This window comes from Marinilabilia salmonicolor JCM 21150, assembly GCF_000259075.1.
GTDB classification, from domain to species: Bacteria; Bacteroidota; Bacteroidia; order Bacteroidales; family Marinilabiliaceae; genus Marinilabilia; species Marinilabilia salmonicolor.
Window position 1 is genome coordinate 25002 of sequence record NZ_AJKI01000016.1, and the last position, 13998, is coordinate 38999.

The following is a 13998-nucleotide window of genomic DNA, read 5'->3' on the forward strand; positions in this document are numbered from 1 at the left end:
AAATATTAGTTCTGATTTGTATGTGATAATTATCTACTTATTCATGAAATTCGAAATCATCAAAGAAGAAAATACCTCCTCCATCATGACCTTCGGTACCGAATTGGATCACGATCTTGTTGTAATCCTCGCGGTCGGCAACATGACTAAAGTCAAAGGTCAATTCGATCCATTTTCCTGTTTCCAGACCTGTTTCCAAAATTTCTGTCTGAGTCTCCCAGGCACTTCCTCCCAAATCATTGTTTTGGAGCTTCACAGCAATGGAAGCTTGAAGTTGGTTGTTGGCAATCCATTCGCCTGCAACATTATTCTCAGTAGTATAATCGTTATAGGACGGAATGAATACCTGCAATGAAATCTTATTCTGAGTAGTAAGATCAAATTTGTAATCCTGGGCTACATACGAAATATTAGAATAAAACTCACCGGCTTTCTTCTCATAAAGATATACATAGTCAGACTGATTGCCATTGAAAGGAGCAGGATTCTGATAGTGTGCATTGGTGCGATCGCCCATGGCTTCAGTAGCAAATACTACAGATGGGGTTTCACTTTCAAAATCTTCGCTCAACGGATTGGCTTCCAGAGGCAATTCCGGTTCCTCGGGCTCCACATTCAACTCTTCAGGAATCAAGCGGTAATACCACGCATTGACAGGCTCTACAGTACTTTGAGCACGCAAATACATCTCATTCTCTGAAATCGAAAGAATCTTGTAGGTAGAAGTACCTGCATAATGTCCAAAAAATGCTCCGTCACTCAAAATCAAAGTAGAGTCAGAAGTAACCAGACTAAAATTATAGCTTGCATTGGGAGAATATTCAACATCCAGGTCTCCTGCAGGTGGCACAACAGCATTGGTATATCCCATATCGGCAAGAGCAGCAGCACCAGCACCATTGGTATAAACAAAACCATTGTTTTCCCAGATCATTTCCACACCAACCTGCTTAAAGGTAAACTTATTGGTATAAAGTGAACACTCCAGTTTGTCATTCGCACCTGCATTCCACCAATCAGCAGTCATAGTCGGTCCATCAGCAAAAGCTTCACCAGGTCCAACACCAAAGTGGCCACCATTATACTGGTCAAACACCCATGTTTTACCTTCAGCATTGTCGGCACCACCGGTCAATGCAGTATAAAGGGGATTCTGTAACAATGAAAGGTCGTCTTCTGCTACTTCAATGGTTTTGGTAAAAGTAGCAGCACCACCATCAGTAACCAAAGTCATGGTCACATCATACGATCCTGCGAAGGGATACTCACTGGTGGCCGACTGGCCTTTTCCACTGGCACCATTGCCAAATGTCCAGGTTGCAATACCGGGACGATCAGTAGTATTACTAAATGCAATAACATTAGGTTGATCGGCCTTTGGATTAACTGAGAAACTCAATTGCTCTGACTGAGGTGCAGACCCCAGATCATAGTCATCAAATTCCTGAGGTTCACAGGCCACAAACAGCAACGAAGCCATTGCCATCATGATTCCTGTTTTCAATATATTTTTCATATCTGTTTTTCTTTTATGATCCATAAATTAGATACAATAATCAGGGATTAATAACCTGCATTTTGCTCCAGTTTAAACTCACCTGAAGTACGATCGATTTCTGACTGAGGAATAGGCAGATATTTCTTATAATCTTCCCATGTTCTGACAGAAGAGTACTCGTCGATATTTTCAGTCAGCTGATTGGCATCTCCCCAGCGTACCAGATCCCAGAAGCGCATTCCTTCACCGATAAATTCACGGCGACGTTCCAGTTTGATATTTTCTTCGTTAGCAGGAACAGATACAAAATTGTCATTCATGGCACGCTTGCGCACTTCGTCCAGGCACCACTGAGCAGTAAGCCCTTCAACAGGGGCCACACCATGCATACCCATCAATTCGGCAGCATTCAGCAGCGTTTCGGCATAACGGAAAATCCGGAGGTTATTCTCATAGTTCAAATCCACGGTGTAAGGGGCATCGTTATACTCTTCACGAGCTGCATACTTTGCCATAAACAAACCGGTATTCTGAAAACGAGCGGTATAAGTACCATCCTCGAATTGATTTACAGATGCAGCAAGACGCTCATCTCCCTCTTCAAAAATGGAAGGTATTTCCGGACGAATCGGTCCAAATCCCCAGCCACCAACAAAGGTAGTATCGCCACTCAATAAGTCATCCCCTTTCAACTCGTTAGGAGCGATAAAAGCAGGAAGGTTGGTCCCGTAGCCCTGCCATGCAGCACCCCAGTCTTTTCCTTCGGGAAGGTGATTTACTTCAAAGATTGACTCACCACAGAATTCTCCGTCACGAGGCCAGATAGAAGCGTAATCGGGCATCAGCTCATAAGCACCACTGTTAATAATTTCTGCCATATCGGCCAAAACCTCAGGGTAACGAGTTTCATCCTGCTGATACATTACCACACGTGCTTTGAGCATCATTACTGCAGCCCGTGTTGCTCTACCATCCTCAGAAGCGCTTACACTCATTGGCAACTTGTTCCCCTCAATGGCATAATCAAGATCTTCAATTAATTCGTTGTAAATCTGATCAGCAGTATATTGCGGAGCCATATAAGGTTCTGCGAGGTCTTCCTCAAAGTAAGGAATGTTACCCCAGAATTTCCAAAGCCAATGAACAAAATAAGCTCTCAGGTAACGTCCCTCGGCACTCAAACGAGCTACATCAGCTTCGCTCACGTCAACAGCATTCTCAGCAGCAATAATGGCATTATTGGCACGGCTGAGGCCACTGTAATATATATTCCAAAGTCCACCTGGAAGTTCACGAGGTGAAGGATCCAATTGGGAAAGTCGATAAAGTTGTGCCTGGTCACCGGCATCACCTCCACCTTTAAAAATATCATCAGAACGTAAATCTGACATCAGCACAATGCTATTGTAATTATAATCTGCATAGCTGTCAAAAAGAAGAATCTGATAAGCCGAAGCAAGGTTTGCTTCAATGGCTCCTTTTGTTGCCTCTCCCCCGGCTTCTTGAGAAGCAGTAGGATAAGCAGTCAAAAAGTCTTCACCGCAGGAAGATAAACCCACTAATGCGGCAAGAGCAACTGTTTTAATATATTTTATCATAACTGATTCAATTTTTATGTTAGAAAGTAATGTTCGCTCCAACTGAAATAGTACGGGCCTGAGGATAGATACCCCGGTCAACACCAATAGTGGTATAACCTCCGGAAGCAATCTCGGGATCAAATCCATCATACTCGGTCAGAGTTAACAGGTTCTCGGCAGAGACAAAAAATCTCAAACGTTCGATGGCTAAAGATTGAAGAAGCTGACTGGGCAGAGAATATCCTAATTGAATGTTCTTCAGGCGCACATAAGAACCATCTTTAATATAAAGTTCAGAAGAACGCCAGTTCCCATTTGCATTTTCGCGGGTCATTCGGGGAAGCCAGTTGGAAGTTCCTTCACCTGTCCAACGATCCAAAATCCATGAGGGACGGTTCATTGCCGGGACATCACCACGTACAGAATAATCAAAAATATCGTTTCCGTAAGCTCCCTGGAAGAACATACTGAGGTCAAAGTTTTTCCAGTCAGCATTAATGTTCAGACCGAAAGTCCAATCAGGCATTCCTTTACCAATTTTGGTCCGGTCGGCATCATTAATTTTACCATCGGGGCCACCATCTTCTGCACCGGCAATATCCATAAAGCGAACATCACCCGGAAGGGCATTTTGTCCATAAGTTGAATTGTAGGCAGCAGCTTCTTCTGCATTTTGAATAATACCATCAACTCTATATCCATAGAAATAAGGGAATACCTCTCCGTTTTCACCTTTCACATAAGCTCCGACACCGGTTGCTCCTGCATCCTCATAAATCTGCTCACCAGACTCATTACCCATATCGATGAGTTTATTCTGTAGATAGGAAGCATTCAGCCCTACATTGTAATTCAATTCGCCAAAATTACCTTTGTGATTCAATTCGAATTCGAGACCACTATTTTCCATATCACCAGCGTTAGCCAATGGTGCACCTTTTCCAACATAAGCAGGGATAGGTTGTTCCATCAACATACCGTTGGTAGTTTTCTTAAAGTAATCGAATCCAAATACGATGGCGCTATTGAAAAAACGAGCATCGAAACCAATGTCAATTTGCTCAGACTCTTCCCAAATCAAATCGGGATTAGCGATACGAGCAGGACTGGCACCATACTGCATAGTAGAGTAGTCACCGGAACCAAAATAATAGTTCTGATTACCATCCATCAAGGAGGTGTAAGCAAAGTTACCAATGCTCTGGTTACCATTTTGTCCCCAGCTGGCACGAATTTTCAGATAATCAAACCAATCGGGACGTCCATCAAGAAAACCTTCATTGGTAACGTTCCATCCAAGAGAAACAGACGGGAAAATAGCCCATTTGTTTTCGGATCCGAAGCGGGAAGAACCATCACGACGAACGGTAGCCTGAATCATATACTTCTCATCAAAGTTGTAGTCTATTCGACCGAAGTAGGAAGCCAATGACTCCACAGAAAATCCACCGGTTCCACCTGCAACTCGCTCATCATCGCGATCAGCAATGGCATAATCAATAACCGCTTTATCAGGATTATTTTCCAACAAATCGTAATCATCTCCATACAAATTACGATAAGTATATTCCTGAGCAGATTGTCCTAACAGCAAAGTAAAGTTATGCCGATCATTAATAGACTTATTGTAAGTCAATGTATTTTCAACCTGCCAGGTAAAACCTCTGTGCATATTAGAATATACATGACTACGAGTCAACTCTTTCCCCTGAGTAGCCAGAAAATGCTCAAATTCATATCCGTCACCTCCCCAGAAAGCGAGATCAACACCATAGCTGGACTTAAATTTTAAACCTTCAACCACATCCAGTTCGGCCCAGAATGAAGAAACAATCTTGTCTGAATTGTCCTCACTTCCTGTAGGTGCATCCAACATGGCAACAGGGTTGGCAATTTCCTGGAATCCTGAAGGAGGAACAGAATATACACGTCCTTCGGAATCAGTCACTGCTGTGGGATGATCTGCAAGTACCTGATCCGGATCTGTTGCATAAACAGGAACTAACGGATTAAAAGTAATAGCACTTCCCAAAACTGAGCCATACTCTGAGTTGGTTTCAATGCCGGAAGAAACAATACGTGAATAACCAGCATTCACCCCAACCTTCAGGTTGTTCAGGAATAAACGATCTGCACTAAAAACGTCATAAGTATTATTGGCACGTACACTGTAACGATCATAATTGGAACGACCATAGTTGCCTCCAACAATACCATCCTGGCTGAAATATCCGAAAGAAACAAAATAAGTACTCTTGTCATTTCCACCACTAATACTCACCTGATGGTTTTGTACTGGTGCATCATAATAGAAAGTCTCATCCTGCCAGTCGGTACCTTCACCGGCATTGGCAATCTCATCCTGACTATAACGAGGAGCGTTTCCATCATTCAGCAACGATTCATTCATAATAACCATGTACTCTTTGGCATTCAGGACAGATTTCTTTTTCCATGGATTTTGCCATCCGTAAGAGAAATCATAATTGATTTTAGCATCTCCGGCTTTTCCCGACTTGGTAGTAACAAGGATAACTCCGTTGGCAGCACGTGCTCCATATACAGCAGCTGAGGCAGCATCCTTCAAAACCTCCACTGATTCAATATCAGTAGGGTTCAGATAGTTAATTCCACCACCAACAGCCATTCCGTCAACAATATAAAGTGGATCACTATTGTTAATGGTACCTACACCACGGATACGCACTTTAGAGTCAGAACCAGGCTGACCAGAGCTTTGCGTAATCTGAACACCCGAAACTTTTCCCTTCAAAACATCCTCGATTCGTGAGGGTTTCGAAGATTCCAGGTCCTCCGAGGACACACTACTAATCGCAGCGGTCACAACACTTTTTTTCTGCACACCGTATCCCACAACCACAACTTCATCAAGGTCAGTAAAGGCCTCTTTTAAAGCAATATTAATAGTGGTTTGGTCGGCAATCACTTCAACAGTCTCCATACCTATAAATGAAAAAGCTATTGTTTCTCCTTCCGGAAGGGTCAACGAATAGTTTCCATCCACATCGGTAATGGTACCATTGGTGGTTCCTTTTTGTACGACGCTTACACCCGGTATCGGGTCGCCGTCTGATTGGGAAGTTACCTTACCTGTAACGGTAACCTCCTGAGCAAACAACAATGTTGTCCACATCATTAAAAACAAAATTCCTAATGTTTTTCTCATAACAAAACTGATTTGTGAATTTTAGTAAAACATGATGCAAACGTAACCCCAAGTGTTAATCATTCCTAATTTTCCAACTCACAAAAAACTCACTCTTATACATTTTTTAACTCATCAAAAACTCACCCCGTTATTTTTAAAACCCTATTTTTTAAGTTTTTATATATTACACTAATTATTCACTTACAATAAAGATACAACTCACTTTTATCAATTTACTATTTTTTCTTAATGTGATTTTTTGTTAAAATAAAGATTCTAAAATCTACTCCACACATTATTATTTTTACACATCCCCCCTATTATAGAAATCACATGATTTGCTTTACATATTGAAAAGTCAAACTAAAATTCTTAAAATTGAATAAAAAACATCATGGCACTAAGATTAATGCAGGTGGTGGTACCCGCAGATCAAAAGGAAGATCTCCACAGTCTTATCCGGGGGGAGTCGCGCATAGAAAGCTGGGATCAGACCATTGATGAAAAACGCTACAAACTATCCATTCTTTTACCGGTAGATGACAGTGAACACCTGATTACCAAACTAGAACATCATTTTTCAAACACAGGCACCTTCCGGATTATACTTTATCCGGTGGAAGCTACCATTCCGCGTCCCGACGACCCTGATCTGGAAAGAGAACGGGGTACGGCAAAGGAAAATGCAGCGAAGCAAGGTAAAGGCAGGATCAGTCGTGAAGAACTGTATCACGATCTGGTAGATTCCACCCGCTTATCGTGGGTATTTATTATACTGATGCTTGCTTCAACAGTTGTAGCAGCCACAGGACTTTTGCGTAACAGCGAAGCCATCATCATAGGCTCCATGGTCATAGCGCCATTATTGGGCCCCAACGTAGCACTGTCACTGGCAACGACCCTGGCTGATTTTCATCTGGCAAAAAATGCACTAAAAGTAACGTTTGCCGGCATAGCCATTTCTCTTGTATTTGCCATAGCGCTGGGCTTAATACTCGAAATAGATCCCACAGCTCACCAAATATCCACCCGGACAAAGCCAAATCTGGGTGATATTGGTCTTTCACTTGCCTCAGGTATTGCCGGAGCTCTTGCATTTACTACGGGAGTGGCATCCGCTTTGGTTGGGGTAATGGTAGCAGTCGCATTATTACCCCCATTGGTCGTATTAGGAATGCTTCTGGGAGCAGGTCATTGGGAAGCAGCCACAGGAGCGCTTCTTCTGTTGTTCATAAATATTATATGTATAAATCTGTCTGGAGTTCTTACTTTTGTGATACAAGGCATTAAACCTGCAAATTGGGATCAGGAAGGAACTGCCAGGAACACCTCCAGAGTAGCCATCTCCGTATGGATTTTTTTATTACTAATCTTAATTTTCATTTTGTATTATAGTCACTTAAATTTTGATTTTCTGTAAAATAAAGGGTAATTTGAACATAATCTTGTCCATATCCCTTAAAACATTGAAATTGGAAAACAAATGGACTAATTTTACAAAAATTTAATTGCATTTATTACTAAACTCAAAAAACATGGAACAATTTAAAGAATGGTTCAGCAATCCTGAACAAATCCTTGACATTGCCCTCAAGTATGGCGGACAACTATTACTGGCCATACTTACCCTTGTTATTGGGCTTTGGGTAATTAGTAAGATTGTAAAAGGCATGAAAAAGATGTTTGAAGCCAAAGGCTTCGATGCCAGCTTACAATCCTTTCTTATAAGTCTGACCGGCATCGTACTAAAAATCATGCTGGTAATCAGTGTAGTTACCATGCTTGGAGTGGAGATGACCTCTTTTGTGGCAATTCTGGCTGCTGCCGGTCTGGCCATTGGCATGGCATTGAGCGGCACCCTGCAAAACTTCGCCGGAGGGGTAATGATTCTGATTTTCAGACCATTCAAAGTAGGAGACTACATTACTTCTGAAGGACATTCCGGTACGGTAAAGGAGATTCAGATTTTTCATACCATCCTCAATACCCCCGACAAAAAAACGATCATTTTACCCAACGGCCCGGTTTCTAATGGCAGCACCGTCAATTATTCCACAGAGCCTGTTCGCCGGGTTGACTTCACCTTTGGCATCGGTTACAACGATGATATAGACAAAGCAAAAGAAGTAATAATGAGTGTCATCGAAAAGGATGAACGCATCTTAAAAGATCCGGAACCCTTTATCGGAGTCATCAATCTTGGCGAAAGTTCTGTGGATCTGGTCACCAGAGTTTGGGCCAATGCAGCAGATTACTGGGGCATTTTCTTCGATATGCAGGAAACCGTCAAAAAGGAGTTCGACCGTCAGGGAGTTTCTATTCCTTTCCCGCAAAGAGATGTACACTTATTTCAGGCAAAATAATGCATTGTAATTCACTGGTGTCCGGTTAAAAATTTTTGATTGCTTCACTCCCTTTGCAATGACAGGCACTGAAAGGAGGTTTGGCGGAGGATGGAGTTGGTTTCAGGCTAAGCCGAAAACCAACTCCATCCTCCTTACATAAATCCATTAAAGACAAATCATTGCAAGGAAACCGAAGCAATCTAAACAGGTAAAACAAAATTTCTCCGGACAATAGAGATTGTAATTAACAAAATATTTATCTGTAGAGGCCCATAATATTGTGCCTCTACTATCCAAAAACAATATATCAATGACAACAAAAACCAAAATTCTAATCTTATTACTATGGTATCCTGTGTTGGCTTTTGGGCAGCAAGAACCAGACACCGTTAAACACTGGAAAGCAGGAGGAAACGGTGCTTTTAATTTCTCTCAGGTATCGCTGAGCAACTGGTCGGGAGGAGGTAAAAACTCTGTTTCCGGGACATTTCTGTTCAATGCTTTTTTAAATTACAAAAAAGCCAAAAGTGCCTGGGAAAACACACTGGATATAGGGTATGGACTGACTCAGCAGGGCGATGAAAACCTGGTAAAAACAGAAGACCGCATTCAGGTTGTTTCCAAATACGGACTACAGGCTTCGGAGCATTGGTTTTATACCGTTTTAGCTGATTTTAAAACACAAATGGATCTGGGATATAAAGATCCGCCGGAGAACACAATCATGACCTCAAAATTCATGTCACCGGCCTATTTGCTATTATCGCTCGGTATGGATTACAAACCCAATGATAATTTTTCTTTGTACCTCTCTCCCCTGACCAGCAAGATGACCATTGTTCATGACGAACAACTTTCTTCACAGGGTGCATACGGTGTAGATCCGGGCGAAAACCTCAGATCAGAGTTTGGTGCATCAATCAAAAGTATTTACAAAAAAGAGAACCTGATTGAAAATGTGGACTTTAAGACCCGACTGGATTTGTTTTCCAACTTAGCAGATAACCCCGAAAGAATTGATGTGGAATGGGAAACCAAATTTGATTTTAAAGTCAATAGTTTTCTTTCTGCAAGTCTGGGAACAACCCTGCTGTACGATCACGACATCAAGTATGTGGATGCCGACGGAGTGGAACATGGCCCACGAATCCAGTTTAAGCAGTTGTTTGGATTTGGCGTTAATTACAAGTTCTAGGAATGAGGAATGAGGAATGAAGGTTGAGGATTGAGCGCTGAGGGTTGAAAGTTGAGAGTTGAGGGTTGAGGAATGAGCGATGAGGGGTTGAGGGAATGGCAAAATTCAAAATGGACAAATATTCCTCTTATCATCAGTAAAATCCCCCACATAAACAGAGTATTTAGTCTGCCCCAAAAATAAGCAAAATTTGTTTCTGGTCATGTGTTTGTCAAGAAAGTGCCAGTTACAAGGCTTGCGAAGCCCGAAAATACGCAGTTTACTTGAGTAAATGAGTAATTTTCGGGCAAGCGTAACGCAGTAAATGGTACTTTATGGACAAACACTATTTAGTCAATAGTAAAAATATTTGATATTTTTCCCAAATTTGGAGTCCGGTAAATCCTGCTTTTACCGGACTTTTTTGGCAAAACCTATGATGCAAACAAAACGAATATTGCCGGGAGAATGGGCACCACAGGATGCGGTGTTGTTGGCCTGGCCACACTTCGGCACCGACTGGGCAGAAATGCTTGATGAAGTCAGAGAGTGCTTTGTCAACATTATCGAAGCTGTGACCACCTTCGAGAAAGTAATGGTGCTGGTAAGCGATGAAAACAACTTCCCCATACACCAATTCAGCTATCCGGAAAAGATTAAAACCGTTAGTTGTCCTACCAATGACACGTGGGCCAGAGATTTTGGGCCAATATTCGTCAAAGAAGGAAACAAAATGGTCGGTCTTGATTACAAATTCGACGGATGGGGTTTAAAGTTTGCTGCAAACGAAGACAACCTGATTACCTCAAGACTTTTTGAGAAGAAGGTTTTTTCACCCGTTGTAAAGCGGGAGAACCATCTCAACTTTGTTTTGGAAGGTGGAAGCATCGAATCTGACGGACAGGGAACCATTCTCACCACCACCGAATGTTTGATGTCGGCAAACCGCAACGGAGCCTTATCCCAAAATCGTATTGAAGAGGAATTTAAAGCCTCATTGGGGGCAGAAAGAATACTTTGGATAGATCATGGTTTCCTTACCGGAGACGATACCGACAGCCATGTGGACACCCTGGCGCGTTTTTGCAATTCTAAAACAATTGCCTATGTTAAATGCGAGGACTCGGAAGACGAGCATTTCTCTGCACTAAAAAAAATGGAACAACAGTTGCAGGAATTCAGAACCAGGGAAGATAAAACATATGACCTTGTCCCCCTTCCCATGGCAGATCCAGTATTTGAAGAAGGACATAGATTGCCGGCCACCTATGCCAACTTTCTAATCATTAATGAGGCTGTATTGTTACCCTTTTACAACAGTCCCAAAGACCAGGAAGCAAAAGCAATTCTGGCAGGTGTTTTCCCGGACAGAGAGATTATTGGTATCAATTGCCTTCCCCTGATTAAACAGCATGGCTCATTACATTGCGTTACCATGCAATTGCCGGAAGGGACGGTGGGGGAAAAGGATTGAGAGATAAGGGTTGAGAGATGAGAGAGGGGAATTAAGAGTTGAATGCTAAATAAAAGATACATCAAATGGATACAGATGACATATCAAGAGAGGCCTACGATGGTATCATATTAGAAGCCGAAAGATTAACCCATGATCTGACGTTGCATTATGGTGTTTTATCCGGTGATTGTAAAAATGAGGCTGAATACCTCAAAAGAGCCGAAAAAATGACCAGAGAGATAATGAAAGCAGATGATTGGGAAATAGATGATTTGTTTTGGGGCAATCCGCCGGAAAGGGAAAAACTGGAATCTGACTGCAAGAGAATATTAGAAAATATTGAGCAAGTCAGATCCATACCCTTTGAGCAACGCCATTTTGATTTTTGAAAATATTAGAAGATATGCTTACCACAGGACTCATACAACAAAGCAACAGCGGAAACAATGCTGGAAATGTGCAGCGACTGGAAAAAAACATTCGGAATGTTGCGGCTAAGGGAGCCCAACTAATTGTTTTGCAAGAGCTCCATAACAGTCTCTATTTTTGCCAAACCGAAGAAACTGATATTTTCGACCTGGCAGAAACAATTCCGGGACCATCCACAGAACGATTTGGACAGCTGGCCAAAGAGCTTGGTGTTGTAATAGTAACCTCTTTGTTTGAGAAACGCGCCCCCGGACTTTATCACAATACTGCAGTAGTGTTGGAAAAAGACGGAACCATTGCCGGAAAATATCGCAAAATGCATATCCCGGATGATCCCGCCTATTACGAAAAGTTTTATTTCACCCCCGGAGATATGGGATTTGAACCCATCGATACCAGTGTAGGACGGTTAGGCGTTTTGGTCTGCTGGGATCAATGGTACCCCGAAGCTGCCCGCCTGATGGCCATGCGGGGAGCTGATCTGCTCATTTACCCCACTGCCATAGGCTGGGAATCCACAGATACGCCTGAGGAACAAAAGCGACAAAAAGATGCCTGGACAATTTCACAAAGAGGCCATGCCGTGGCCAACGGACTGCCCGTTGTATCTGTCAACAGGGTGGGTTATGAACCGGATCCCTCAAAAGTAACAGGAGGCATACAATTCTGGGGAAACAGTTTTGCCGCAGGTCCACAGGGAGAAATTCTGATCGAAGCCCCCACCGATATGGAGAGCAATATGATTGTGGAAATAGACTTGCAGCGCTCGGAAAGCGTTCGCCGGATATGGCCATTTTTCCGGGATCGCCGAATTGAAGCTTATGGCGGGCTCACAAAGCGCTTTTTGGACGATAAATATTAAAATTTCCACCATTTTCCACAAAATGAAGTGGTAAGATCTTGATTTTTTCTCCAATTTTATGCTGAAAAATAAAACATCAATCCACTTTAACATGAAAAAAAGAAAAAATAGAAATGTCCATGAAACAATTATCCGGAATAGCTACAGGGTAATGTCTAATTTTTTATTTATCGCAGGCATTGTTACCACCTTATTTGTCTTTTCGGGATGCCACCAGGCAGAAACCAACCAACATTGGGTTGGCACCTGGACCACAGCTCCCCAATTGGTTGAGCCACACAATATGCCCCCAGAGCCGGGACTCAGCGAAAACACGCTCCGCCAAAAAATCAGAGTTTCCATTGGCGGAGAAAAACTCAGAATGAGATTCTCCAATGAATTCAGCACAAGCCCGGTAACCATGAAATCGGTAACAATTGCTGTTTCTGACGGCGAAAGTACCATTGATCCGTCAACACTTAAAACGCTAACTTTCAACAATCAGGAAGAAGTAACCATGCCCGCCGGTGAAGGGGTCATCTCCGACGAGGTAAAATTTAACCTTCAGCCCCGGATGGATCTGGCCATCACCATTCATTACGGAGAAACCTCCCCCGACGTAACGGGTCATCCCGGCTCCCGGACTACCTCCTACATTTTAACCGGAGATCACACTAATGATCAGGAGTTTGAGGGGGCTGTTAAAACTGATCATTGGTACACCATCAACAACATTGAGGTTAAAGCCCCTAAAGAAGCTGCCTCCATTGCCATTTTAGGAAATTCAATTACCGATGGCCGAGGATCGGGAACCAATAAGCAAAATCGCTGGCCGGATATTCTTTCAGAGAGATTGGTGCAAAACCCGCAAACAGAAGATGTAGCAGTACTCAACCAGGGTATTGGCGGAAATTGCGTTCTGAAGCAGTGTCTGGGGCCCTCTGCCATCGACCGGTTTGAAAGGGATGTTCTTAATCAGAGCGGTGTGAAATGGTTAATCATTCTGGAAGGAATCAATGACATCGGACAAACACCCGATAGTGCTGCTGCAGCCAAAGTCGCAGAAAATCTAATCAATGCTTATGACCAAATGATTGAAAAGGCCCATGAACACGGAATTTTGGTCTATGGTGCCACCATCCTCCCATTTGATAAGTCATTTTATCACAAAGATTACCGTCAGTCAGCCAGAACAACTGTAAATGACTGGATTCGCAAAAGTGGCCGCTTCGATGCGGTAATTGACTTCGACAAAACCATGCGTAACCCTGAAGATCCCCTCACCATTAAATCTGATTTGCATGATGGTGACTTCCTGCACCCTAATGAAAAAGGTTATGTTACAATGGGAGAATCTATTGACTTGAAGCTGTTTCAGTAGATTTTAAACATATTAAAAGGATGAAGAGAAAGTGTCGCATCGCCGGTGCTTTCTAATTTAATTTTCTAAGTACATGACAAAATATTTATACAATCATTAAACTCCTTGATATTTAAGGCATTCAT

At 42.5% G+C, this 13998-nt stretch carries 10 protein-coding genes; 7 read left to right on the plus strand and 3 right to left on the minus strand.

Annotated elements, in window-relative coordinates; genetic code table 11:
- Positions 1-37: 37 nt before the first annotated feature.
- The 3 genes from W7W_RS0110365 to W7W_RS0110375 are packed head-to-tail and all read right to left on the minus strand — an operon-like array spanning position 38 to position 6265.
- Positions 38-1516 carry a PKD domain-containing protein gene (locus W7W_RS0110365; protein ID WP_010663700.1) on the minus strand — a complete coding sequence of 493 codons (1479 nt, stop codon included), beginning with the start codon at positions 1514-1516 and terminating at the stop codon, positions 38-40.
- A 47-nt stretch (positions 1517-1563) separates the two neighbouring features.
- Positions 1564-3096, minus strand: a complete 1533-nt coding sequence (locus tag W7W_RS0110370; protein ID WP_010663701.1) for a RagB/SusD family nutrient uptake outer membrane protein — start codon at positions 3094-3096, stop codon at positions 1564-1566.
- Between the two features lie 19 nt (positions 3097-3115).
- Positions 3116-6265 carry a SusC/RagA family TonB-linked outer membrane protein gene (locus W7W_RS0110375; protein WP_010663702.1) on the minus strand — a complete coding sequence of 1050 codons (3150 nt, stop codon included), beginning with the start codon at positions 6263-6265 and terminating at the stop codon, positions 3116-3118.
- 376 nt (positions 6266-6641) lie between these two features.
- Here W7W_RS0110375 and W7W_RS0110380 point away from each other — a divergent pair, with 376 nt between their 5' ends.
- The 7 genes from W7W_RS0110380 to W7W_RS0110410 all read left to right on the plus strand — a co-directional run bounded on the left by W7W_RS0110380 (position 6642) and on the right by W7W_RS0110410 (position 13873).
- Entirely contained in the window at positions 6642-7667 is a 1026-nt protein-coding gene (locus W7W_RS0110380; protein WP_025007309.1) for a TIGR00341 family protein, read from the plus strand.
- Between the two features lie 115 nt (positions 7668-7782).
- Complete coding sequence (locus W7W_RS0110385; protein ID WP_010663704.1) at positions 7783-8610, plus strand: mechanosensitive ion channel family protein; 828 nt, start codon at positions 7783-7785, stop codon at positions 8608-8610.
- Positions 8611-8902: 292 nt separating this feature from the next.
- Complete coding sequence (locus W7W_RS0110390; RefSeq protein ID WP_010663705.1) at positions 8903-9787, plus strand: DUF3078 domain-containing protein; 885 nt, start codon at positions 8903-8905, stop codon at positions 9785-9787.
- Between the two features lie 415 nt (positions 9788-10202).
- Positions 10203-11240, plus strand: coding sequence for an agmatine deiminase family protein (locus tag W7W_RS0110395; protein WP_010663706.1), 1038 nt, complete (start codon positions 10203-10205; stop codon positions 11238-11240).
- Between the two features lie 65 nt (positions 11241-11305).
- Positions 11306-11611: a hypothetical protein gene (locus tag W7W_RS0110400; protein ID WP_010663707.1), complete on the plus strand. Its 306-nt coding sequence runs from the start codon at positions 11306-11308 to the stop codon at positions 11609-11611.
- A 14-nt stretch (positions 11612-11625) separates the two neighbouring features.
- Complete coding sequence (locus W7W_RS0110405) at positions 11626-12513, plus strand: carbon-nitrogen hydrolase (protein WP_010663708.1); 888 nt, start codon at positions 11626-11628, stop codon at positions 12511-12513.
- A gap of 91 nt (positions 12514-12604) precedes the next feature.
- Positions 12605-13873: an SGNH/GDSL hydrolase family protein gene (locus W7W_RS0110410; RefSeq protein WP_010663709.1), complete on the plus strand. Its 1269-nt coding sequence runs from the start codon at positions 12605-12607 to the stop codon at positions 13871-13873.
- The last annotated feature ends 125 nt before the right edge of the window (positions 13874-13998 follow it).

Coding starts and splice junctions, on each gene's coding strand:
- W7W_RS0110370 (WP_010663701.1), bottom strand. CDS start 3,096: ATGATAAAATATATTAAAACAGTTGCTCTTGCCGCATTAGTGGGTTTA.
- W7W_RS0110375 (WP_010663702.1), bottom strand. CDS start 6,265: ATGAGAAAAACATTAGGAATTTTGTTTTTAATGATGTGGACAACATTG.
- W7W_RS0110400 (WP_010663707.1), top strand. CDS start 11,306: ATGGATACAGATGACATATCAAGAGAGGCCTACGATGGTATCATATTA.
- W7W_RS0110395 (WP_010663706.1), top strand. CDS start 10,203: ATGATGCAAACAAAACGAATATTGCCGGGAGAATGGGCACCACAGGAT.
- W7W_RS0110380 (WP_025007309.1), top strand. CDS start 6,642: ATGGCACTAAGATTAATGCAGGTGGTGGTACCCGCAGATCAAAAGGAA.
- W7W_RS0110385 (WP_010663704.1), top strand. CDS start 7,783: ATGGAACAATTTAAAGAATGGTTCAGCAATCCTGAACAAATCCTTGAC.
- W7W_RS0110410 (WP_010663709.1), top strand. CDS start 12,605: ATGAAAAAAAGAAAAAATAGAAATGTCCATGAAACAATTATCCGGAAT.
- W7W_RS0110405 (WP_010663708.1), top strand. CDS start 11,626: ATGCTTACCACAGGACTCATACAACAAAGCAACAGCGGAAACAATGCT.
- W7W_RS0110390 (WP_010663705.1), top strand. CDS start 8,903: ATGACAACAAAAACCAAAATTCTAATCTTATTACTATGGTATCCTGTG.
- W7W_RS0110365 (WP_010663700.1), bottom strand. CDS start 1,516: ATGAAAAATATATTGAAAACAGGAATCATGATGGCAATGGCTTCGTTG.